Annotated in this window: 23 protein-coding genes; 9 read left to right on the plus strand and 14 right to left on the minus strand. The window is 63.3% G+C overall.

Annotation, left to right across the window (positions count from 1 at the left end):
• Nucleotides 1-6 precede the first annotated feature (6 nt).
• The 7 genes from MTHMO_RS10890 to MTHMO_RS05425 all read left to right on the plus strand — a co-directional run bounded on the left by MTHMO_RS10890 (nt 7) and on the right by MTHMO_RS05425 (nt 4,664).
• Entirely contained in the window at nt 7-1,092 is a 1,086-nt protein-coding gene (locus tag MTHMO_RS10890) for an IS1634 family transposase (protein ID WP_237394787.1), read from the plus strand.
• Nucleotides 1,093-1,251: 159 nt separating this feature from the next.
• The gene (locus MTHMO_RS05400; protein WP_202213870.1) at nt 1,252-2,178 is read left to right on the plus strand and encodes a hypothetical protein; all 927 of its coding nucleotides are present in this window, start codon (nt 1,252-1,254) and stop codon (nt 2,176-2,178) included.
• Nucleotides 2,179-2,370: 192 nt separating this feature from the next.
• A complete protein-coding gene (locus MTHMO_RS05405; RefSeq protein WP_202213871.1) occupies nt 2,371-3,066 on the plus strand; it encodes a hypothetical protein in 696 nt (231 codons plus the stop codon).
• Nucleotides 3,063-3,296, plus strand: a complete 234-nt coding sequence (locus MTHMO_RS05410) for a hypothetical protein (RefSeq protein ID WP_202213872.1) — start codon at nt 3,063-3,065, stop codon at nt 3,294-3,296. Before MTHMO_RS05405 ends, MTHMO_RS05410 begins: the two co-directional genes overlap by 4 nt.
• Before the next feature lie 192 nt (nt 3,297-3,488).
• Nucleotides 3,489-3,776, plus strand: a complete 288-nt coding sequence (locus tag MTHMO_RS05415; RefSeq protein WP_202213873.1) for a hypothetical protein — start codon at nt 3,489-3,491, stop codon at nt 3,774-3,776.
• Nucleotides 3,777-3,819: 43 nt separating this feature from the next.
• On the plus strand, nt 3,820-3,966 hold the full coding sequence (locus tag MTHMO_RS05420; RefSeq protein WP_202213874.1) for a hypothetical protein: 147 nt from the start codon (nt 3,820-3,822) through the stop codon (nt 3,964-3,966).
• A 287-nt stretch (nt 3,967-4,253) separates the two neighbouring features.
• Complete coding sequence (locus tag MTHMO_RS05425; protein ID WP_202213875.1) at nt 4,254-4,664, plus strand: hypothetical protein; 411 nt, start codon at nt 4,254-4,256, stop codon at nt 4,662-4,664.
• Nucleotides 4,665-4,782: 118 nt separating this feature from the next.
• On the opposite strand, the gene MTHMO_RS05430 is transcribed toward MTHMO_RS05425, so the two are convergent.
• The 10 genes from MTHMO_RS05430 to MTHMO_RS05475 all read right to left on the minus strand — a co-directional run bounded on the left by MTHMO_RS05430 (nt 4,783) and on the right by MTHMO_RS05475 (nt 15,163).
• On the minus strand, nt 4,783-5,259 hold the full coding sequence (locus MTHMO_RS05430; protein WP_202213876.1) for a hypothetical protein: 477 nt from the start codon (nt 5,257-5,259) through the stop codon (nt 4,783-4,785).
• Between the two features lie 22 nt (nt 5,260-5,281).
• Complete coding sequence (locus MTHMO_RS10895; RefSeq protein WP_237394788.1) at nt 5,282-5,563, minus strand: hypothetical protein; 282 nt, start codon at nt 5,561-5,563, stop codon at nt 5,282-5,284.
• A gap of 179 nt (nt 5,564-5,742) precedes the next feature.
• Nucleotides 5,743-8,226 carry a hypothetical protein gene (locus MTHMO_RS05440; protein WP_202213877.1) on the minus strand — a complete coding sequence of 828 codons (2,484 nt, stop codon included), beginning with the start codon at nt 8,224-8,226 and terminating at the stop codon, nt 5,743-5,745.
• Nucleotides 8,223-10,889, minus strand: a complete 2,667-nt coding sequence (locus MTHMO_RS05445) for a VirB4 family type IV secretion system protein (protein WP_202213878.1) — start codon at nt 10,887-10,889, stop codon at nt 8,223-8,225. The genes MTHMO_RS05440 and MTHMO_RS05445 overlap by 4 nt, the downstream gene beginning before the upstream one ends.
• The gene (locus tag MTHMO_RS05450) at nt 10,886-11,284 is read right to left on the minus strand and encodes a hypothetical protein (protein ID WP_202213879.1); all 399 of its coding nucleotides are present in this window, start codon (nt 11,282-11,284) and stop codon (nt 10,886-10,888) included. The genes MTHMO_RS05445 and MTHMO_RS05450 overlap by 4 nt, the downstream gene beginning before the upstream one ends.
• A gap of 109 nt (nt 11,285-11,393) precedes the next feature.
• Nucleotides 11,394-11,663 carry a hypothetical protein gene (locus MTHMO_RS05455; RefSeq protein WP_202213880.1) on the minus strand — a complete coding sequence of 90 codons (270 nt, stop codon included), beginning with the start codon at nt 11,661-11,663 and terminating at the stop codon, nt 11,394-11,396.
• A gap of 78 nt (nt 11,664-11,741) precedes the next feature.
• Nucleotides 11,742-12,086 (minus strand): hypothetical protein, encoded by a 345-nt coding sequence (locus tag MTHMO_RS05460; protein WP_202213881.1) that lies wholly within the window; start codon nt 12,084-12,086, stop codon nt 11,742-11,744.
• A gap of 106 nt (nt 12,087-12,192) precedes the next feature.
• Nucleotides 12,193-12,945 (minus strand): hypothetical protein, encoded by a 753-nt coding sequence (locus tag MTHMO_RS05465; RefSeq protein WP_202213882.1) that lies wholly within the window; start codon nt 12,943-12,945, stop codon nt 12,193-12,195.
• 1 nt (nt 12,946) lies between these two features.
• The gene (locus MTHMO_RS05470) at nt 12,947-13,663 is read right to left on the minus strand and encodes a hypothetical protein (protein ID WP_202213883.1); all 717 of its coding nucleotides are present in this window, start codon (nt 13,661-13,663) and stop codon (nt 12,947-12,949) included.
• Between the two features lie 105 nt (nt 13,664-13,768).
• Complete coding sequence (locus tag MTHMO_RS05475; RefSeq protein WP_202213884.1) at nt 13,769-15,163, minus strand: hypothetical protein; 1,395 nt, start codon at nt 15,161-15,163, stop codon at nt 13,769-13,771.
• Between the two features lie 450 nt (nt 15,164-15,613).
• Between MTHMO_RS05475 and MTHMO_RS05480 the strand changes: the two genes are divergently transcribed.
• Nucleotides 15,614-16,534 (plus strand): sigma-70 family RNA polymerase sigma factor, encoded by a 921-nt coding sequence (locus MTHMO_RS05480; protein ID WP_202213885.1) that lies wholly within the window; start codon nt 15,614-15,616, stop codon nt 16,532-16,534.
• Nucleotides 16,531-18,120: a ParB/RepB/Spo0J family partition protein gene (locus MTHMO_RS05485; RefSeq protein ID WP_202213886.1), complete on the plus strand. Its 1,590-nt coding sequence runs from the start codon at nt 16,531-16,533 to the stop codon at nt 18,118-18,120. The genes MTHMO_RS05480 and MTHMO_RS05485 overlap by 4 nt, the downstream gene beginning before the upstream one ends.
• A gap of 22 nt (nt 18,121-18,142) precedes the next feature.
• Here the strand turns inward: MTHMO_RS05485 and MTHMO_RS05490 are convergent, their stop codons facing one another.
• From MTHMO_RS05490 to MTHMO_RS05505, 4 genes are read right to left on the minus strand one after another with little or no spacing between them, the layout of a single operon-like run.
• Entirely contained in the window at nt 18,143-19,012 is an 870-nt protein-coding gene (locus MTHMO_RS05490; protein WP_202213887.1) for a hypothetical protein, read from the minus strand.
• Nucleotides 19,013-19,040: 28 nt separating this feature from the next.
• Nucleotides 19,041-20,312 (minus strand): TrbI/VirB10 family protein, encoded by a 1,272-nt coding sequence (locus MTHMO_RS05495; RefSeq protein WP_202213888.1) that lies wholly within the window; start codon nt 20,310-20,312, stop codon nt 19,041-19,043.
• Between the two features lie 33 nt (nt 20,313-20,345).
• Nucleotides 20,346-21,344 carry a hypothetical protein gene (locus MTHMO_RS05500; RefSeq protein WP_202213889.1) on the minus strand — a complete coding sequence of 333 codons (999 nt, stop codon included), beginning with the start codon at nt 21,342-21,344 and terminating at the stop codon, nt 20,346-20,348.
• Nucleotides 21,341-22,117 carry a hypothetical protein gene (locus tag MTHMO_RS05505; protein ID WP_202213890.1) on the minus strand — a complete coding sequence of 259 codons (777 nt, stop codon included), beginning with the start codon at nt 22,115-22,117 and terminating at the stop codon, nt 21,341-21,343. Before MTHMO_RS05505 ends, MTHMO_RS05500 begins: the two co-directional genes overlap by 4 nt.
• Nucleotides 22,118-22,285 lie beyond the last annotated feature (168 nt).

Here is a 22,285-nt window from a genome sequence, read left to right on the forward strand (position 1 = left end):
CCCGAGATGGTCTTCTATGATTTGACTTCCTCCTATTTCGAAGGGGAAGGCCCCGAGGGTTTGGCTCAATACGGCTACAGCCGGGATCAGCGGGAGGGAAACCGGCAGATCCTCTTGGGGGTCGTCATGGCCAATGGCTGGCCGATTGCCCACCATGTCTTCCGGGGCAATCGGCACGATTCGGAAACAGTTCTGCCGATCGTCGCCGATTTGGAGAAACGCTTCGGGTTGCGTCGGATCGTCTTCGTCGGGGACCGGGGGATGGTGAGCACGGCCAACTTGGGCTTCCTGTGGAGCCAGGGGCATGGGTTTTTGTTCGGCTTACGCCGGCGAAGGAGCCCGGAGGTCTTGGAGTATGTCCGCAAGGCCCAGAGCGGTTCCTGGCAGCCCTGCTCTCCGGAGGAAAAGGATCGGGTCTGCGAAGTCGAGGGAGCGCTTCCCGGGCAGCGGATCTTCGTGGTCGAAAGCGCCGAGCGGCTGGCCTACGAGCAGGCCATGCGGGAGAGGGATGTCACGAAGACCCGGGAAGAATTGGGCAAACTCGCCAAGCGTATCGAAAAAGGAGAGCTTCGGAATCGGGAAGAGATCGGCAGCTGCGTCGCCCGAATCCTCTCTCTCCATCGCGGCCACCGCTACTTCCGCTGGAGTCTGCGGGCAGGCAAGCTCCAAGTGTCCGAAGAGCCGGTGGAGACCGAAAAGCTTCTGGAGGGGAAGTACGTGATCCTCACCGAGGAAAAGGATCTCTCCCCGCTCGAGGCGGTCCGGGCCTACAAGGAGCTCTCCGAGGTGGAAAGAGCCTTCCGGAAGCTCAAGGACGTGCTCGAGCTTCGTCCGATCTACCACCACAATCCCAAACGGGTGCGGGCGCACGTCTTCGTCGCCGCCTTGGCCTTCCTGCTCGACCGGCTCCTGGAGAAGAAACTCAAGGCGGCCAATCTGCCCTTCTCCAGCGAGCAAGCTTGGGTTGCCCTCCGAACCATCCATCTGGTGGATTTCTCCTTCGGAAGCGAAAAACGTCGCGGGGTCACCGCCGGGAATCATCAGGCCCGGCAAATCCTCTCCGCCTTACGCATCTCTGCCCGGGAGCCGTAGCCGACCGCAAAGGGCAAAAATAGCCCCTGTAGTGCCAATTGGAAATGACGGGTACTGTCTCGCAACGACTTACAAGACCTTCCCCCAAACATGGGCCGGCGGAAAGCCGATCCGCTTTTTCCGCTGGATCGGTCCGATTCAACCCAGAAAATCAAGCCCATGAAAAGAAACCTCCCCACACAAACCGTGCCGCCTGACCCCCGGCCATTCCCGATGCGCCACGGCCGCAGATGCCTGCCGCTCCTGTGGAGCGTCTTCGTTCTCCTCCTGACCCCTCCCCTCCTCTTCGGCGCCAAGCCCTTGCATCCTTGCGCCCGTCCACCGGAGATCTCCCCGGAAGCCTGGAAGGATCTCTTTTGGGGAACCCCTCAGGTGATCCAAGCGCAAATCAAGGCGGCCGATGGCGCCACCTATTATGATTTCATCGAATGGAACCCTCACAGCAAGTATGGCGTAGGTCCTATAGGCACTTATGTTCGCGCCAAGGACGGAAAGGCTACCCGTCTATGGACCAATCTTGTATACAATGGTCCACCCGAGCCGCCGTGGACGGCGCTGGGGCTCACTTTTCGCGAAGCGGTGGAGATGCGAAAGCAAAACTTGCTACCATCGCTCCAAGATGCCATTGCGGAGAACCGAAAGGAGGAGATGATCCGGGCCTGGCATAAGATGGCGGAACGGAAGCCGGGCACGCCCATCCCACACTTCGCAGAGAGTCCTTGGGATTACTATCCTGAAGTCATCGAAGCGGCCAAAGAGCTGGGCCTTCTTCCGAAGGATTTCGTCCTCCCGGCTCTGGCTCCCAAGGATCAGCGCTTCCTCAATATCATGCTCGGCATTGAAGAACCCACTATGACTCCCGAGGAAGAAGCGCGCCAGGAAGCCATCGCCAACGCGCTTGCCCGGATGATTCGCGCAAGCCTCGAAGGCGACAGGAAGACGGCCGAGGAGGCGAATAACAAGCTCCTGGAGTTGCTGGACCTTTCGGAATTGACCGGCGAATCCGGCGACAATCCTTCCCCTCCCCAGCAGCCGCCGGCGGGGAACGCCCAGGGAAAACAGCCAATCCCCCCGAGGAGTCGGTGACAAAGAGCTCTCGGAGCTTAGGATTCGGCTCCCCTGATCCCCGCCGGGAGATGCATCGCTGGCCGGCGATATGCTGTTCGTGACCGCTCGCACCATAGCTATTCTTCCGGCCAGCAAGGCCTTGCCCGCCGGCGGAAAGCCGATCCGCTTTTTCCGCTGGATCGGTCCGATTCCACCCAGAAAATCAAGCCCATGAAAAGAAACCTCCCCACACAAACCGTGCCGCCTGACCCCCGGCCATTCCCGATGCGCCACGGCCGCAGATGCCTGCCGCTCCTGTGGAGCGTCTTCGTTCTCCTCCTGACCCCTCCCCTCCTCTTCGGCGCCAAGCCCTTGCATCCTTGCGCCCGTCCACCGGAGATCTCCCCGGAAGCCTGGAAGGATCTCTTTTGGGGAACCCCTCAGGTGATCCGAGCGCAAATCAAGGCGGCCGATGGCGCCACCTATTATGATTTCACCGAGTGGAACCCTCACAGCAAGTATGGCGTAGGTCCTATAGGCACTTATGTTCGCGCCAAGGACGGAAAGGCTACCCGTCTATGGACCAATCTTGTATACAATGGTCCACCCGAGCCGCCGTGGACGGCGCTGGGGCTCACTTTTCGCGAAGCGGTGGAGATGCGAAAGCAAAACTTGCTACCATCGCTCCAAAATGCCATTGCGGAGAACCGAAAGGAGGAGATGATCCGGGCCTGGCATGAGATGGCGGAACGGAAGCCGGGCACGCCCATCCCACACTTCGCAGAGAGTCCTTGGGATTACTATCCTGAAGTCATCGAAGCGGCCAAAGAGCTGGGCCTTCTTCCGAAGGATTTCGTCCTCCCGGCTCTGGCTCCCAAGGATCAGCGCTTCCTCAATATCTGCTCGGCATTGAAGAACCCACTATGACTCCCGAGGAAGAAGCGCGCCAGGAAGCCATCGCCAACGCGCTTGCCCGGATGATTCGCGCAAGCCTCGAAGGCGACAGGAAGACGGCCGAGGAGGCGAATAACAAGCTCCTGGAGTTGCTGGACCTTTCGGAATTGACCGGCGAATCCGGCGACAATCCTTTCCCTGCCCAGCAGCCGCCGGCGGGGAACGCCCAGGGAAAGCAGCCAATCCCCCCGAGGAGTCGGTGATAGGGATCGCCCGGAGCTTTGGACTTGGCTCCCCTGATCCCCGCCGGGAGATGCATCGCTGGCCGGCGATATCCTGTTCGTGACCGCTCGCACCATAGCTATTCTCCCGGCCAGCAAGGCCTTGCCCGCCGGCGGAAAGCCGATCCGCTTTTTCCGCTGGATCGGTCCGATTCCACCCAGAAAATCAAGCCCATGAAAAGAAACCTCCCCACACAAACCGTGCCGCCCGCTCCCCGGCCATTCCCGATGCGCCACGGCCGCAGATGCCTGCCGCTCCTGTGGAGCGTCTTCGTTCTCCTCCTGACCCCTCCCCTCCTCTTCGGCGCCAAGCCCTTGCATCCTTGCGCCCGTCCACCGGAGATCTCCCCGGAAGCCTGGAAGGATCTCTTTTGGGGAACCCCTCAGGTGATTTGTGCGCCGCGATCGCATTGGCGGTCGCCTCCGGCTTGCTCCTTGCTCCGATTCGGGCGGAGGGGGTAGCCCTCTCTCCGTCCCCTCGTCCTCTCGATATTTCGCCGGAGAATTGGCAGAGGATCTTTCCGGAGTACCGCAGGTCATCGTCGCCCGCCTCAAGGCCGCCAACGGCATCACCTACTACGAGTTCGTCGATTGGGATCCCAATCCACCCCGCACGGGCCTCGGAGGTACGATCGCCTATGTCTTTGCATAAAACGGGGAAGTCCGGGTTCCCTGGCGCTTCCAGTGGTTCAGCAATGATGCTCCCCCGTGGATCCCGTGGATCCGCCTAGCGGCCATTTCTCACAAATTTCGTAGCCGAGGCGCCGCAAATGGGCTTGGGTGCGAGGCGGGCGCAGGTTTTCCACCGGAGCTGTATGAAGACATACTGCGAGGATGGAAAACCAAGCGGGAGCGAAGCAGACGAGCCCGTTTTGCAAGCCGTAGGAGAAAGCTTGTGAGAAATGGCTGCTAGGGCTCAGCTTTCCCGAAGCGGTCGCCATGGTAAAGCAGCGGTATCAAAAGTACATCCAGGCCTTTGGCCTCGAAGAGGCGCAGCGAGCGTCGGTTGGTATGTATACGGACAAAGGGGTTCGGACGCCCATCGACTATTACTATCCCGAGGTAATCGAGGCTCAGAAGGAGTTGGGTCTTCTACCCAAGGATTTCATTCCTCCCGCTCTTTCCCCGCGGCGCGAGCGCTACTTGCGGATCATGCTCGGGCGGGAAAAGCCCAAGAGCCAGTTGACCGAGGAGCAAAATCGCAAATTTGGCGAGAAGCTCTCGGAGCTGATTCGCGCCAACGCCCGCGGGGACAAAGCGGCCAAGGAAAAGGCCAACCGGGAACTTGACGAAATCGCGTACCCGAATCCCGCGGGACAAACCGTTCCGCCCATGCAAGAGCAGCGGTGATGGCTATACCGCAGCGCGAATCATAACTCTTGGGCGCCACGGCCGGAGTCGCCCATCCCTTCGCTTCCCCGATCGTTCATCCGACAAGGAGCGCTGGGATGCCCTTGCTATGAAAGGACTACCGAAGGACGGGGACGGTCTGGTACGTCCCCGGGTAGGTTACTCCGCTGGCGTCATCCTTCCGGGAAGGCACATAGGTGCTCCGGTAGCTCGGCTCATTGACGCGCTGGTTGTAGGGATAGACGTCGTTCTTTTTTAGGTCGGCCTCGTTTTGGGCGAGCTCGGCCAGCGCCTGCGCCTTTCCGACGGCGATCCCTTTGTGGTAAGCATCCATCCGCCGCTTGTCGTTGTACTTCTGAAGCCCGTATTCTCCGACCGCGCCCACCCCCGCGCCGGCGGCGCCGGCGGCTCCGCTGCCTCCCAGTTGTCGACCGGCGAAATATCCGACGGTTCCCGCCCCGCCGATGCTGCCGTAGCGGACCGCGGCATCCGTCATGGAGCGGGTCGGACTGTCGTACTGGTTGTAGACCTCGTGGGAACAGCCTGCGGTGAACAGGATGGCGAGCAGGGAGCCATAAAGGGGAATCTTTTTCATCTCGAATCCTCCGTCCGGGTCGTCAGCGGTAGACCGGGACCGTCTGATACGACCCGGGATAGGTGACGCCCGTGCTCTCGTCTTTCCGGGAGGGAACGTACGCCGTCCGGTATTTGGGATACCCGACCTTCTTTCCTTCGGGCGGAATGCCGTACTCCGCCTCTTTCTTCCATTTTTCGTTTAAAATGTCGGCCGTAACCTGAGCCTTGCCGTCGGCCACTCCTTGCTCGAAAGCGTCCTTCCGCTTCCGATCGTTGAACTTGTTGACCGCCCACTGCCCGAGAACCCCTACCCCGGCCCCCACCGCGCCGGCGGTCGGTGTCCCCGATCGCCTTGCCCGCAAAGTAGCCTCCGGCGCCCGCGGCGGCCATCGAGCCGTAGCGGACGGCGTTGTCGGCCACTAGCTGGCCGGTCGAATCGCCCTGGGTATACGGCTGGCTGGCGCAGCCGCCGGCAAGGATGGCCAGGGCCAACCAGGTGAGTCTAGGGAATCGGAATGGTTTTTCGCACATAGGTCGCAATGCCTCCGGTTTTATCCTCTATTAGGTTTTCCCAAAGCAGCCGGTCGGTGAGGATCGCGGTCATGATCGCCTGCTCGAGCATCCGCATCTCCGAAGCCCAGCCGAGCTCGCCCCCCTTCGCCTTCGCCATCCGCACGACGACCGCGCGAAGGAAAAGCGGATGCTCCTTTAGGGCGAGGGCGAAGGCGTTTTTCCAGCCGTCCAGCGCTTCTTTTCTGGAAAGAATCCATTGGGCGACCACGGGCGATTGGTCGCCGAACTTGGTGACCAGGAAGACCGATCTCTCCCAACCCTCCCGGAAGGAGGGGTCGGACAGGCAGCCGGAGAGAATCTGCCGCGTAGCGGTCGGATCTTCGGCAAGGATCTGAAGAAGATCGGTGGTCTTTCCGAGGGACCGGGCGAATTTGTCCGCCAGCGCTCGCGCCTCCGGCCGCTCGAGCACGTTTTTGGTAGCGGTCACGAGCACGCCGTTGAGATCGCTGAGCCCGTCGGAGTGAAGCACCGCCTCGACCAGAAGTGCGCGATCCTGCGGGGAATCCCACAGCGCGTCCCAGACGCGGCCGCAAGCATCGGCCACCGCGTAATCCCATCCGGCGATGGCGCGCAACGCGGCTTCCGGACCCCCGTAGGCGACCAAGGTGTCGGCCGCTCGCTCGCAGGCGGTTTTGGCGCTCGGCAGGTAGGCGAGCCCTCCGTAGCCGCGCCAAAAGGCTTCCGGATCGGCACGCCAACTGGTCAGGAAAAGTCGGCGAAGCTCCTCGGCCACGCCCACTTCCCGTTGCAGCCGGCGGAGGATGAGCTCCCAGCCCGTCTCGCTCGCCCACTGGGAGAAGGCTTCCACGAAGAGCTGAGCCTCCTCCCCAAGCACCGGGCTATTCTTTTCTAAAGCCTGCCGCAGCTGGTCCCCCGCCTCCTGGAGCCACGGGGCATAGGCGGGAACGGCCACGCGTGCCTGCGGCCGCGAAGTCATCCACCGGCCGAAGGCGACGAATGCCTCCTGATCGTTGTGCAGCAGCGTATCGAGCCAAGCCAAGGCGCATTCCGGGGTCACCTGCACGAGCAGGGGAAAGACCGAGAGCAAAAAGGGCGAGCTTAGCGGAGTTCCCTCCTCTTTGTTCACGAACAGAGAGCACCAGGCCGAATCGCTCCTTTCCAGCAAGGAAGCGATGACTCCGCCTACGCCCAGGAGCGAGTTCCGATCGAGCTCGCCCCGGGAAGAGCTCCGGCGGATCTCGGCCGCGCTCTTCCCCCGTGTCGCCTCGCAGAGGCTCCACCAGGGAGATTGCTCCAGCTGGCCCGCCAACTCGATCTGCCCTTCCCAAATCGACTGCAAGGCTTTGCGGACAACCCCCTCGTCTTGCCGCAGCGCGTGGACAAGGGCGCTTCGGGTCGCCTGCGCCGCCGCTTCGGCCGGCCGCGTCAGATGCCAGAGAAGGAAGTCGGCGTAGCGGTCATCGGTCATCAAGAGAGAAGCGAGCTTCTTCTTGGCGAGGGGCAGGAGGCCGCCGCCCGCTCGGGGCCCCACCAGGCCTTCCCAGAGCCATTTGGCCCGACCGACAGGTGTGGGGTGGAGGAAATCGATGGCGAAGTAGTGGCGGAGGAAGTTGTCCCCCTCCACCGAGTCGAGAGCGGTCTGCAAGGTCTGCACGAGCCACCGGCGGCTCGTGGAGGAAAAGAGCAAGCGGTCGCGGTATTCCCGGAGGAGAGGCGGATCTTCCACCAGGGAGCGCCAGGCGAGCTGCCAGAGGGTATCATAGAAGGTTGCTTCCTTCTTGGGAAAGGTCGTCAAAAGGAGCAGGGCCCCCCCTCCCTCCCCGCCCAGCGTGCCCAGCCTCTTTGCGGCCTCCCACCGGGCTTCCAGGCCCTCGGGCTTCTTGGGCGGGAGGAGAAGGGAGCGCATCGCCGTCTCCATGACCGAACCGGGGAAAGCGTCGGGATCGTCATGCTCCCACGCATCGATGGCGAAGAGAGCCGACGGGTAGCCGGACGGCGTCGAGAGCAGGTAGTCCCGGACGGCCCCGACCGCACGCTGGCTTGTGGAAAGGCTTGTCCAGAGACGGCAGTGCCCTTCCCGCGCCAACTCCTCGACCTGTTCGCGGGCTGTCCGGCTGCCGACCCGAAGGATCTCGAAGCCTCGCGTCAACGCATCGGCCAGCAACCCGTCCCCACGCAAAAGATCGCGTCGGATGAGGGCGGACGACTCGTCCTTTCGGAGGAATTGCAGGAGGATCGTATCCAGCCAATCCGGTCGCAGAAAATCGCGCCCGTTGCCCGAGCTGATCAACCATTTCAAGGTCCGGTCCTTCCATCCGGTCTGGGCGAGCACCGGGTCGAGATCTACGGCTTCGGACAAGGTTCCCGCCCGCAGCGCAAGGGTCCCCGCTCCGATCCCGAGGATCAGGAGAAGAGTCGCCGACGTGGATAACCGGCGCCTGGACGGTTTCATCGTATGGCCATCGGTTCCGCAGGAATCGCGGATTTTCCCGCCGCCTCTTCGCGCACCCCGATGGGGAACCGGCGAGCCAGGGAAGAGAGGGCTTGAGCCAAGTCGTTGGGAAACGCTTCCCGGGCCGCCTTCCAAGCGGGCAGGTCGGCGGGCGTGGTCGTCGTCAGCCAATACTCTTCGGGCTCGATCTCCACGCGCACGATCCCGGAGAGGGCATCGGCGCCCCTGCCCCGCAGGTAGAAGGCCTCTCGCCAGAGCTCGACTTCCCCATCGGGGTGGAGGCGGGCCGCGTTCCGGAGGTTGAGCAGACAATCGCGTTGCCCCTTGGTGAGCTCAAGCTCCTTGACGGCGAACTCGACGTGCTGCTCGCTTCCCTGCGGCAGCATGATCCAGGTATCCACGTTCTGGATCACCGCCTTGGCCACCTTGGAGTTGTCCGTTAGATCGAGGATTGCCTGGGATTCCCCGACGATGGCGCACCGTTTCTTGCGGTACGTTTTGAACGCGTCGACGATGAGGTTGGCGCTCGTCGGGTTATTGATGTGCTGCCACATCTCGCCGAAGACCAGGATCTTGAAGACCTCCGGATGCGAAAGGATCATGTCGCTTACGAAGAGGGTCGACATGGGAATCAGGGCGGCCGCCAGGGTCTCGTCCTTGGCGACATGCTCGAAGTCGAAATGGACCACCCGGCTTTTCAGGTGGAATTGGGTTTCTCCGTTGAACCAATCCCGATAGCGCCCCTCGCTGAAGGGCTTGAGCCGTTCCGCCAGAAAACGGGCATCGGACCGGTAGGCGAGCTGCCGGGTGAAGTCGCTGAGCGTGACCAGCTGCTCGCGGTTCTTGACGGCGTTGGAAAAGGTCTGCCGCGTGATCGCCTCAAGGATGTTCCTCCCTTCGGTCGAAAGCCCCTCGTCCTGGCCGGCGTTCGCCAAAATCTCCAGGCAGTTGATGACCTTGGCGAGCTCGGCCGGCTCCGGTTCCCGAAGCTCCCCGGAGGCGGTCGCCCCGACGTAAACCTGGAACGGGTTGAAGCAGATGGGATGACCCGCGTCGAGCCGGACCGTGGTTCCTCCGAGAAGCTCGACCAGCCGATCGTAGCTCGATCCTTTGTCGATGATGAGGAGGATCGAGTCCGGACCGATATGGCGGAGGACGATCAGCTGGGCGAGCACGCTCTTCCCGGAGCCTTTGACCCCGCTCACGTAGAGCATCGTCGCCCCTTCGTTCCTCTTGTCCTCCAGATCAAGAGCGACGAGGCCGCCGGTGGTGTTCCCGAAGAGGTGAACCGGCCTTTCCTGAGTTTCGAGGCCGCGGAAAATAGGCATTAGATCGGCGGCCATTCTGGCGCGGACAAGAAGGGGCCGGAGGAGCGGGGCGTAGACCCCCGGCATTTCGGTCATGAAGACCGGCAGAAGGCTCGATCGCTCGATCCAGCCCCGCGCACGGGAGAGATCGCCGAACCGGTTGAGGATCTGCTTGGCCCGGCGGCGAAGCTCGCTCGCCTCCCGATGCCAGGAATGGACGGTCAACTGGATCTGGACAAGGTCGTCGGCCCCGGAACGCACATCGCTTAAGAGCGACTGGGCCTCCTCGATCTGCATCCAGGCCTCGATATTTTGAACGCCGGATTCGCGGCGATCATCATGCGGCTTATGGAGCATGTCGATTAGGTTCAACCCCATCCGCATCCGCTGGTCGGCCCAGTCGATCCGGTTCCGCAGCTTCTCCATTTCCGCCAGCTTGCTTGTTCGCCGGACGATCAAGCTGACGCGGACATCCCGGAACGGAAGACCGACCGTCATCCGCTCCATGTCCCGGGGGCGCGTTTCGAGCGGAAGACTGACCAAAGAAACCAAGCCGTGGGCATAATCGCCGATCCGCAGGTGATCGGGCTCTACCCGGACCTCTTGGAGCATCCAGGCGTCGACGAAGGGCATCCGGTTATAGTCGTAGTTGACGCGCATGCCGTTCTCCACGGCGAGCCCGGGATTCCAGAGGCGGAAGAAATACTCGGCGATTCCGTGGGCATCGAGCGGGCTGACGCGGGCACCGGCGCGTCGCGCGGTATCGACAAAGACCGATTCGGCCATTTCGAGGCTGTGCACCGCCGCATCGAATTCGGCGCGCGTGATCCGCCTCCGTTCAATGGAGGGGGCTCCTTGGCCGCTCACCCGCTGGGTCCATTCGCTTCCCCCCTGCCCGGATTGGTGGCTCGGGACGGCCGTAAGGATCGTGTGCGTTTCGATCCAGACCAGCTTTCGGGCCACCATCCGCTCGGAGAGCCTCCGGGCCTTCTCGGCCCGCATCGGAGCGACGGACGGATGAGAGGGGATACGCGCAAACTCTTCCAGGACAGGACCGTAATCCCCGTTGCAGGTGAAGAGGTGCTGGGTTTGGGCGATTTCCGGAGGCAGCTGCGTCAAGAGCAGCCGGAGCTGCTCCTGGAGCTCGGAAAGCCGCTCGGGACTCGCAATGTCGGCCTGCGGGAAGTAGGTGCGGTAGAAGGCATGGACCGCCCCGAACTTGTCGACGAGAAACCGGTCGTACAGCCCCACGTAGGGGCAGGCGTCGCTCCAGTCATGGAACACCGGCGTTTTCTTGGCATGGAAGAGCTGGGTTTTTTCCCATAGCCTCCGCGGTGGGGCAAAGAAGGTGCTCATCGGGAGGAGTGCGGTTCGAAGATCGACGCCGGATCGAAGCGGGTCAGGACATTGTGAAAACGATGCTCGTAGCGCTTTGGGAGCTGGTGATAGTCCGCCATCAGCTTCAGGAAATCCTTCGGCTTGTCGTTGAGGTAGATGCGCAGGAAAAGGTAGACGGCCACGAAGGCGATCAGGCAGAGAAAGAAATTCTTGGTGATCTTGTGGAGCGTGATGAAGACGAGCGCGGGCACGAAGATCAACGGCCCTTCCAGGCCGAGAAAGGTGTCCTTCTCGTTGGCCAGCACTACCGACCGGGTGACCGGCAATCCGCCCCGCCTCTCGGGACCGCGTTGCAGGTTGGAGAACGAGTAGGCGGGCTGGAAGCCGACCACTCCCGGCGTTCGATCGGTCATGGGCGTCGATGGCGGAAGGAACTGGTTCTGCGTCCCGGAGATGGGCTCGGAATAACAGCAGAGTCGACCCTCGCGTCTTCCCTCCCTGATAGGCCGGCCGGCTTTCCGGTTATGACCCCGAGAAGCTTTGCAGGAAGATCTGCCCGAGTCCTGTCGCGCTCACGATCACCAGGGCTCCCGCGAAGAACGCAAACCAGCGCTCGGTTTCGACCGTGTGGATCGAATGCGAGAGCCCCAGGTAGATCGTATAGAGCGAGAGCAGCTCCAAGCTGACCGGTGTCAGAATCTGCTCGTAGGCCGTCTGCACCACCGAGATCACCGGCTGCGAGAGGCTGGCGGATTGCGCAAGAACCAGAGGCAGGAGCGGTTGCGGATTCATCTGTCCTCGTCGTTTGCCGATTCTTCTTCGAGCCGTTGCCCTCGGCGGCGATTTGCGGCCGCGGTCGGCGGAAGGCTCTTAGTGCTGTCCCATCGCACCCGCGTTGGCCATCTGCGCGATGCCGTTGGCCAACTGGGGGCCTCCGTAGATCACGCCCGCCGCCACCAGGGCACCGATCGTGAATGCCGGCCGGTTGAAGAACCACATCACCCCGCCGAAGACGAGCATCGCCAGAGAGATCTGGAACGCGTAATCGGTCAGGACCTGCCGGGCGTAGACGATGGGTTGGGAAAAGCCGGTGGCCCCGCTTGTGCTCGGCATCACCGCCTGCGCCCAGAGCGCATCGGCGGTGAGAAGCACGAAGAAGACCAAGAGAACTCCCAAGAATGCGCGGTAACCAATCGATGGAAAGTTTGTGTTCATGGAGGTGGGAATAGGACACGGCGCGGCGTTTCGATCCCCTCACGGCGGGGAAGAAAGGGAAGAATACGCACGGTCGGCGCCGCCTCGCCGGTGGCGCAACTATTCTCTAGTCGCCTTCGGGAGGGGGCGCCTGGGTCTCCCCTTCTTCGGCAACCGGCGGCTTCCCGGGCAGATGCAAGAGGACGACATCGGGCCATCGGAATGCCGCGAGGCTCCGGATTGCGGGGTCATCCGCCTCTCGGAGCGCCGAGAGGAAGGGGGAGAATACATTCCGGGGAGCGACCAGCGGTCCGACTCCCCGCCATCCCCCCTTGCCCGTCGGCCGGCGTTCGGTCGCGCCCCCCGGCGCCGGAAGCTCGATCCAAACGTCCGAGGCGATCGGCCGGAAGCCGCCTCCCGGCTCCTGGAAAAGACTCAAGACTTGGCAGGCGGAAACCCGGGGAGCGGAGGCCATAAAGGGGAGGTCCTCTCCTAAGACCATGGTGGCCTCCAGAAGAAAATGGCCGTTCCCCTGCCGGTCGATCCAGAGCGGGATCGGCCCGCTTTCTTCTCCATCGGGATGGATCCAGCGAGCGACCCAGCATCCCTCTTTGGACGGCAAAGCAAGACTCCGGCGCATGACGCCCGGGACGCATCGCTGCGGCGCGCGCTCGACCGGTGGAGTCTCTGGCCGCGCCGCCGGCGCATCCTTCCTCGTAGTCTCCTCGGCGGGAAGAGCGCTTTCTCCCTTTTCCTTCGGCTCCGGCTTTGCCGAGGGCTTGGTCCCGCCGAGCAGGTCGGGAATTTCGCGCGCCACGAGCGCATTCCCGGTCCACGCGAGCAAAACGGAGGCGAGGATCGAGAAGCGCAGCGGGCGCATCTTACTTCACCGGGAGCGGATAGTCGGAATTGTCGGCGTTGGGAGGGGCGGCGGGCGGGCTTCCCTCTGCGGCGATACCGCGCGCGTTCCCCGGCTCTTGGCCTTCCCTCGGGTCGACCACCTTCCCCTCCGCCCGCAGGGCTTCCAGCACCTCGATATTGCGCAAGAGGGCCGCCTGCCTTCGTGCCAGGGCGGCGATCTCGCGCTCCAGCTCGTGCTTCTGGCCTTCGCCGTTAGAGGTGATCAAAAAAATTCGCCCGTCCTTGGCGGAAACCTCGAAAAGACCCGAACTCTTGAGCGGGACGATCAGGTCCGCCGGAGAAATGCCGCGGGGCTCGATCGAGATGACAAGATCGCCGCCCAGCTCTCTGGCGATCCTCTTGAGTTCCATCAACTCCCGCGTTCGAAAGTCGAGGACGATCCCGTGCGCCTGCGCGGCCGAAGCCTCTGCCGGCTCGCCGCCCCGCTCCTCCGATCCCGCCGTCTCCTCCGGCGAAGCGGCGGCGCCTTCGGCCAGCGGGCCCGATGGCACCGGTCGCCAGACGCCGTCATCTTGCGTGTCCGGCGGTCGCCCGGCCGGGGTGCTCTTGACGCTCTTGCGAGGCGGCGCAACCGCCCCGGCCGCCGTCGCCGTCTGCGGGGGCGCCGACGGAGGATCGCCCCAAGCTGTCGCCCCCCAGAGAAAAGCAATCAGGATGCCGCATACGCTTCTACGCATATCTCTCCCTCTAAGCCACTTGAGCGGATTCGTGTTCCTGGCCGCATCGGGCGGGCCAAACGGACGCCGTTCGCCGGATCCGATTCCAGCCTCCTCCGCCTGCTATTAGGATAGGCAGCCGCTTCCGGCCTCGCCCGCATCGACCGTCCTCGGCTCGATGCCGGCTCGCGGATCGGTCGGGGCCGGCTCCTCGGCCGCGAGCCGCCGGGTCTTCTCCGCCAGGAATGCCCCCAGAGCCGTTGCGGCGATGGCGATCTCCCGGTGTAGGTCCAGCCACCCGGCTAGGAGGGAATCGGCTATGCTGCCGCTGCGGCGGAGGACGTGCCAGAGGCCGGCCAGTGGGAGGACGGCGCCCAGGAAGAGGGTGGAGCAGACGGTGATCGCCACGGTGCAGTAGCCGATCAGGCCGCCCATCATCTCGTACAGTCCCAGGAAGATCATTCGCGGAAGCTCCGGGGTGAGCGACCAGAACACCAGGAGCAGCGATCTTTTGCTCGCCAGCCCCCTGAGCCATTCGCCGCCGGTCTCCCGCAGCTCGCTGAAGAGCCCCCTCTCCCCGAGCACCGACGCAAAGAGCGTTGTCAGGCCGAGATACGAGAGGGCTGCGAGCAGCGACCAGAGAATCGGGACCAGCGATGCGATAAGGAAGAGTCGGAGCCAGGTCCGCCCGTGGCGCACAGGAAATCCCACCAAAATCCCGGGGAGCGCCACAAGCGCCGCCGCCATGGTCAGCTCCCAAAGAAAGGTGCTTGCGCCGCAGAAAAGCAGCTGAAGCCCCGAAAGGAGAAAGAAAGCGATGCCTAGGAGCGCCAGGGAGAGAAAGAGAAGGAGACGCAACGATTTTCTCTCCGCCAGGAGCAGGAGCGTGTTGAGGGCGTTGTCGAGCTTCTTGCCCGGAAGAAGATCCTGCCGGGCCGAAGCGGTCAACGCGCGGCGCGCCTGATCGATGAGGTAACGGCGGGCTCTGCCTCCCCCCTCCGGAAACCCCAGGACCCTCTCTTGCGCGTAGGTGGGCGAGAGCTTGCCGCCGCCGGGATCGTCAAGGGATCCGAGCCAATGCCGCCACCATTGTCGCGCATTTTTCCCCCGAGCCCCTTCCGGCGAAAGCCGGGCCAGCCGATTGGCGGCGAGCTGCGCCGCGTTCGGGAGCAGCCCCTTGGCGGGATGCAAAAAGATTTCGGGAGCCCGGAGAATCAACAGGGCGGAGAGCAGAAGATAGAGCGCGGCATTGGCCGCCCCCTCGCCGTTTGACCGCCCGCGAAGGAGGCGCCAGCCGGCGATCGCGATCGCCAAGGCAAGACACAAGGGCGTGATCGCGCGGTTGACCCGCTTAGCGTGGGCATACAGCCAGCGGCCGGCTTCTTCCGCGTGCTCGTTGAGGGCGTCCACGCCCCGGTCGAGCGTGTCGCCGCCGCGGGCTGGCGGGGCGGCATGGGCAAAGCCGGATGCGGTGATCCAGAGAAGAACGGCGCCAAGAAGAGCGGTGAATCGGTTGTTCATGGCTCCCCGTGGATCGATCGACGGCCGACCGTCACCCGGCCCGAAGCCGGACGAGGGCCCCGCCGCGCGAACGCCCGCCGTCCAGGCCGATCTTAACAGATGCCTTTTCTTAACATCGACATTTCCCGATGCGGCAACAAGACAGGAACGAATGCAAGCTATGCGGATAGAATGTCACTTAGAATTCCGTTCATTTCGGGCCGGGCCGTCATATCCGCACGGCGTCGCGTCCCGGGTCGATTCGCCCTCCCCTCTATTAGAGTCCACGGCTTCTCGGCTTTACAATGAGAAGGAATCGTCTGGGCGATAAGCAAATCGAGATGGGTCGCAACGTTAAAAAAAATTCACAAAAACGTCACATGGCAGTTTCTCCCCTTCTCTTTAATCTTACCTCGAAACGGTTGTTGTCCTTCGAGACGACGGAACCCTAAAGAGGAGAAAGGAGGAAAAATGGTGGCTGGGAAAAGGAGGAGCGTTCCCGCATGGATCGTGCGCGCCCGGGAGCGCACGAAGGAATACGAAAGTCAATTAGCCGAACAGCAGCCGCGCGTGTTGGCGGCGCAGGCAGGGGATCCGGATGCGTTACGATGGCTCTGCGCACACACCGAACCCGCGCGGAAGGAGGCGGCTCGGTTCTACCTTCCGGCCCGTACGGACCTCTGGCCGGATGCGGAAAACGTGGGCTGGATCGGGGTGGTGGATGCTCTCGGCCGGTGGAACGCCGGCGCGGGCGTCCGTTTTCTCGACTATGCCGTCCACCACATCGGGAATCGAGTCCGGGAATTCGCGCAAGCCTACCGGAGTCCTGTCCGCCGGCCCGCTTGGGTCTACCGTGCCTATCGAAAAATGGAGCGCCTGATCGACCAGGGGCTCGACTGGGAGGAGATCGGCCGGCAGTGGGGCTATTCGGAATCGACCCTCGCTTCGATCGTAGGGGTCTACCGTGGAGACGCGAGCCTTCACGCCCAGGTCGGCCGCCCAGGGGAGGAAGATGATCGAACCTGCCTCGACCTTCTGCCCGCCCCCGAAGGGTCGGGCCAGGAGGAAGAAGGGGGAGAAGAAGATCGGCTTCTCACCTTAAAGCTGCTTCTCTCGGGACTCGACCGGCAGGCCCAGCGCGTCGTTCGCCTTTCCTTCGGGCTTGACGAAGAGGAGAGCAAGCCGCTGACCCCGCGGGAGGTCGCAAGGAGGCTCCGCCTCCCGGCAAAGACGGTCGAGCGGATCTTGACGACGGCGCTCGAAACGATGCGTATCGGGCTCTTGCGCCACGAGCGCTGCTATGCGCTCCACCCCCTTCCCGTCGGGGTGGCTGCCCACCAACTCCACCAGCCGCTCCCTCTCGACGAGGAGTGCCCGGAGGATTTCGAATGAAGACCGACTCCGAGATCAAGTCGATACCCTTGGACCAAATTGTCGCTTCGCCGCATAACCCAAGAAAAAGCTTTCCGGAAGAAGGGTTGGCGGAGTTGGCGGAATCGATCAAGCGCCATGGGCTGCTCCATCCGATCCTGGTTACCCCCCGGGGCGAGCAGCGCTATCAAATCGTCGCCGGAGAGCGGCGCTGGCGCGCATGTCAGCGGCTCGGGCGCGCCACGATCGAATGTTTCGTCCGGCATCTGGACGAGAAGACCGCGATCAGCATCGCCGTTATGGAGAACATCCAGCGCTCGGGTCTCAATCCGATCGAGGAGGCCGCGGGCCTGCAGGCGATGATCGACGTGGGCAAGATGACTCCGCGGGAGGTGGCCTCCATCATCGGCAAAGGACGGGACTATGTCGCCCGCATGCTGCTGCTCAATCGCCTTCCGGAAGCCGCCAAGGAGGCGATCCGCACGGGGCGGATGGGCCGGAGGGCCGGCTGGTACATCGCACGCATCCCGCTGGCCTCTCTTCGGTCGCTCGTCACCTCGGAGGCGTTGAGCAAGCGGCTCTCCACGGCGGAAGTCGGCAAGCTCGTGCTCGAGAACTACCTCCTGGATCTCCGGAAGGCGGAATTCCCGCTCCACGCGGCGGATCTGCTCCCGGAGGTGCCCTCCTGCTTGAATTGCCCTTCCCGCACGGGGAATGCCAAGGACCTCTATTCGGACATTTCCGATCCCATGATCTGCACAGACCCCGACTGCTTTGCGCGCAAGCGGGAGGCGGACTGGATGCGCCGCTGCCAACGGGCCTGGGCGGAGGGAAACGCGGTGGTGCCCGATTCGGAGGCGGTCGACGAGTTCCTCTTGGGGACGGCGCAGCTCAGCGAAGAGTCCCGCTACATCGACCTGGAGGTCAAGTGTCCCTGGGATCCGTCGGGACGCCGCTGGAGCGCTCTTCTGGCAGAGGAGCTCCAGTGTCGCGAACCGCATTCGCGTTTGCGTCTCTTTCTTGCGAGGAGCCCGGTCGGAACAATTCATCAGCTTTTGCGGAAGGAGGAAGCCCTCTCGGCGCTCAAGCGGCGCGGCTACGCCTTTGCCCGGAAGGCGCATGCCGCCCTCACCGAAGAAGACCTACGAAAGCAAAACGAGAGGCAGCGGGCGGAGTTCATCCGGCTAAGCTGCCGCTCTCTGGTGTCGCAAGCGAGCCAAAAGGCCGCCTTGGAAAGCCACGTCGGACTGGATGATCTCTTTCTGGGCTGCATTCTCCGGCTCGTGCCGCGTCTGGTCGTCGCCGGTGTCTTCGAACGGCAGCAGCTCAAGCTCGGGACTCATGAGGAGACCGTGGCGCTGGTGCGCGCGCTCGAACCTGCCAAGCGGCGTGCGCTCCTGGTGGATCTGCTCTTCAGCGCCGAGCTTGAGGCGGAGCGCCTACAGAATGTTCCCGATCTCCTCCGGGAACTCTGCTCCCGACTGGCGATCGACATCGACGGCGTCTGCCGAGAAGTTGAGGCCGTCCTTGACCAGGATGCGCAAAAGCCGCCGCTTCGGCGGCGCGGCCGTCCTCCGAAGCGGGCGGCCGCGGGGCTGAACGGCTAAAGCATCGGCCGAAGCCGATTCGCTATTCCGGCAAGGTGATCTGCACGACGTCCTTCCCGGCGGGTGCCAGCCGGCGGATCGTCTGGCCTCGATAGACCGCCTTGACGGCGCGGTTCGGGAGAAACTCGAGCACGACATAGTCCCCCTGGGGGGCTTTGACCGCCATCGCTTGACCGGCCTTGCCGATGGGAACCTCGAGGACGGCCCCGGAGCGGTTCCCGCGCCGTTCCGGCGGAGGAGTTGTCGCCTCCGGCTCTTCGTCTCCGACCACGATCGCCGATGTCTTGTGGGGCCGCGACCCGGAAAAGGGGCTCCCGGCCGATTCCCCCTCGGGTTCCCCCACACGGATCGAAGGCAGGGTTTTCGCCTGCCCGTCACGCTTTTTTTGCTGCGCGGCATTGGTGTTGATCGCCTCCCGGACCGGACCGCCGGGAACGGCGTCCGCAACCATGCTTTCCAGCTTGGCGAGGCGGTTGCGCATGGTCGTCAGATCGATCTCCATCCCGTTGTCCCCCGTGCCGGGGTTGGCCTCCGGCGGGTTGGGAACGACCATCTGGCCGTTGTCGGCCCGCATGTAGGGCCTTCCGGAAAGTTCCGCTTCCTCGAGCGTCGCCCAATGCCCCTGATCGATTACCGTTCCGACATAGTGACCGCCGATCCACTGTCCGGTTTTCGGATCGACCTCCGCCTTCGCCCACCCGGTGTTAATGACGGGCAGCATATAGACGGGCTTTGTCTTGTCATGGACATCGCGCGGCTTGGTGTAGTCGTAGCTGTTTTGGATGAGCGCCGGATCCACGGGAACCGCCGCCGTCCGTTCGTGAGTAGAGCATCCGATCAGCGTGAGCGTGCATAGTCCCGTGCCGGCAACGACCGTCAGCTTGGCTCGCATGTTTCTCCGGAGGATTGGACCCAAAAGATCATTTCCCATAGTCGGCTTGCGAAACGTCGAGATAGTTCTTGAGGTAGACGCGGAAGCGCGTCCCCGCCGGAACGAAGGTGTACGGCTTGTACTGGCCAACATCCTGGCTGAGGATCTGCATCAGCTGGTTGACGGCTTGGGACCCGCCCATCATTCCGCCCATCATCAATCCCTGCTGCATCATCTGGCTTCCGTTGATTCCCGTGTTCGGCATCATGCCGCCGTACGGATAGGCTCCGAACATCCCGTAGGGCGAATAGCCCATGCCCATGTAGGGGTTCATCGTGAAGAGCGATGCCTGCATCATGAGGGAGTAGAGGGCCCCCTGGGTCAGGGCGCCCAGCAGCGGGCCGACCATCTGCTTCCCCAGCTCGCTGACCCGGTAGCCCTTGATTCCCTCGGTGCCGTCGGTATGGAGCGCCACGCCGTCGATCGGCAACGTCCGTCCATCCTTGAGGACGATCCGGTCGAACTTGACCGGCATCCGATCCCGAAAGGCCGAGTTCCCCTTGGCCGTGCCCAACAGCCGATCGCCCGGCTCCAAGAGCAGGTTCCCTTGGAAGTAAAAGGGCAGCCAGACCGCGCCCACGACATCGATATCGGTGTTCGAGCTGAAGGCGGACATCGTCGCCGCCGCTTCGATGATCTCTCCCCGAGGCGCGAAGGTATCGAGGTTGATCTTGGAACGCTCGTCCCCTTCCTCCTTTCCCCCGGCGCTCGTCTCCACGGCCGAGTCCGACAAATTGCGGAAGAGATAGCGCTTCTTGGCGATCCGAGTGACGACGGGACTGCTTTCTCCGAAACTATCGACCAGGGCATGCTGGTTGACCAACCCGGTCGGGACGGGCGCTTGCCGATTGGGGGGAGCGGCATCGAGCGGCCCCAGGGTGTTCTTCTCTTTCTCCGTCCGCGGCCGGCTGATTTGAATCGGGGGGCTTGGCGCCTCCGGAGGCCTTTCATGGGCCTTGGCCACATCCAGAGGCACGGCGGACGGAGCGGGACCGCCGGATCGTTTTTCCACGACAAGGGCCTGCTCCCGGGGAGGAAGCGCCCGCTTCTGCGGAAGCGCCGTCAGACGCGCAGGCGCCTGCCGCTCCCGATAGATGGCTCTCGCATGTTCCACGAGCCGGCGTGCCAAGGCGTTGACCCCGTAATCGGCGCCGGCCAGCAGCAGCAGGACCAGGAGCCCGACCGCGCTGAAGATGGCCAAGTCCCGGTGGCGGCGGATCCATTCCCGCGCCCGGTTCAGAAAGCGTTGGATCGGATTCATGGCGACAGGAGAGTCACAGAGCGGCTTTTCCCTTCATTTCGATTTCCAGACCAAGGTGAAGGGCTGATCGAGCGCGAACGGCGGATCAAAGAGGATGAGGAATCCGGAGGTGGCGGCCCGTGGGGGCAGCAGCTCCTTGTTCATCGACACGAAGTCGGGGATGAACCGGCTCTGTCCGATCGCTACGCGCAGTGTTGATTCGTCCAAGCGGACCGGATAGGGAAAGGGATTGCGCCAGCAAAAGGTGATCGCCAGCGGACCCGACGCGAACCGGTAGAGATAGTAGTAGTCGAACCCGGTCAGCTGGGAATGGCGGAAGAGCGGCAGCCGCTGGATGTCGCGCGGGCTGATCGAACCCTCACGTGCGAGAAGATCGTAATTTTCGATGACGCGGGCGACCTCGGCGACATCCGCGTACTGCCCCGGCTGCGCTCCTCCCCCCCAGGAAACCTTCTGGACCAAGCCCTCCTGTCGGCGGAAGGGAGCGACCCGGATCAGGGTCTGCGTCTTGGCGAACGATTCCTCGATGAACACATGATACGGCCGGGCTTTTCCGCCGCCGAAGAAGACGATGAGCGACGTATCTCCCCCGCGTTCGGTCGCTCGGAGGATGAGCGATTGATAGGACCGTTTGACGGAGAGCAGCTTGCCGTCCCCGACTTCCCAGCCGGAAATCGGATCGGCGAATTCGAGAACAAGCGGATATCCCGGCGCGAGCCGCAGCACCTCCACCTGCCCGTCCCCTTGGTGGATCATCCGCACCTTGCTCTGCAGGAAGCCGAGCATCTCGTCGTCGGTCAGCTCGTCCGCCCGGCGCCCGTTGATGACCACCGGGGGGGCTTCTTCCTCGACGACCTGCTTGTTCGCCCCTCCCGGGTTCGCCAGCGCTTCGTTGACGCCCGGCGGCAGGTTCGGCTGCGGGATCGTGCCCGGCGGGAGGGCTCCCGGCAGCGGATCGGCGGATAGCGATCCCCCGAAAACCAGCGAAAGGGAAAGAAAGCTCAGGCAGAGGACCGGAGCGTCGGCTTTCATGGTTTCTTTTCTATGCCCGCGGGCAGCGGCTCTTTATGGATTAGGCTCGGATCGACGATGGGAGCGGTCATCGCCCAAACCTTGTCGGCTTCCGCCCCCTTGAACTCTTCGACCCCTTCCAGCCGGAGCCCGAGGGGGTTCGTAGGCGTGTTGCGGGTCTGGCTCAGGTAGAAGACGATCACGATCTGTTCGCTGACGATGTCGTGGACGCCGTTCTCGATCCGGTACCGGGCGCGGTCGCACTTCCCCGCAATGGTGAGATAGCCGGGATGCTTCGGATCCTCGTAGCGGCGGATCTCCCGCAGGGTCCAGACGATCCGCTCCGCGTTTCGGCCCGTGGCGATCGGGCCGTAGTACTCCCGGAAAACCTGCGCGATTCCGGGGGAAATCTTGTCGACCACCTGCTGAATCTCGTAGGAGCCGGGGCTGACCTCGTAGATCACTTTGCCTACCTGGTTGAGAAAGGTGCGGAGCAGTTCCTCGCGCAGCTGGAGCACCTCCACCTTCGGCCAGATCACGTATCCGGGCAGATCGACGATCACCCGCGTGGGCTCGTGCACCTTGGCCCAGAGCGCCAATCCCAGAAAGATCAGGGCTACTCCTTCCAGGCTGCCGAGGATCACCAGCCAAGTGTTGACGATCGCCAGATCCTCCTTCCACTCCCAGACCGGTCGGAGAAACGAGGGGAGCGTCAGCCGTTTGGCCGGATACCGGTCGTCGTGCCGGTGCTCCGGCGGCCGAACCTCGTGCGCACTCGTGGGCTTCCAGCGCATGCCACCACCCGCTACCTGCGCAATAGGACAGCGGAAATTCGGCGGTTCCTTCGGGACAAGCGCGGCCGCCGGTGGCGCCTGCTCTTTTTTCCGTGCGGGCCGGCCGAGGCGCGCGGCTGGTTTCCCGCGGCGCCGCCGCCCGCCGCCCTACTCCAATCGGGAGAAGGA

This window comes from Methylacidimicrobium sp. AP8, from assembly GCF_903064525.1.
Taxonomy (GTDB): domain Bacteria; phylum Verrucomicrobiota; class Verrucomicrobiia; order Methylacidiphilales; family Methylacidiphilaceae; genus Methylacidimicrobium.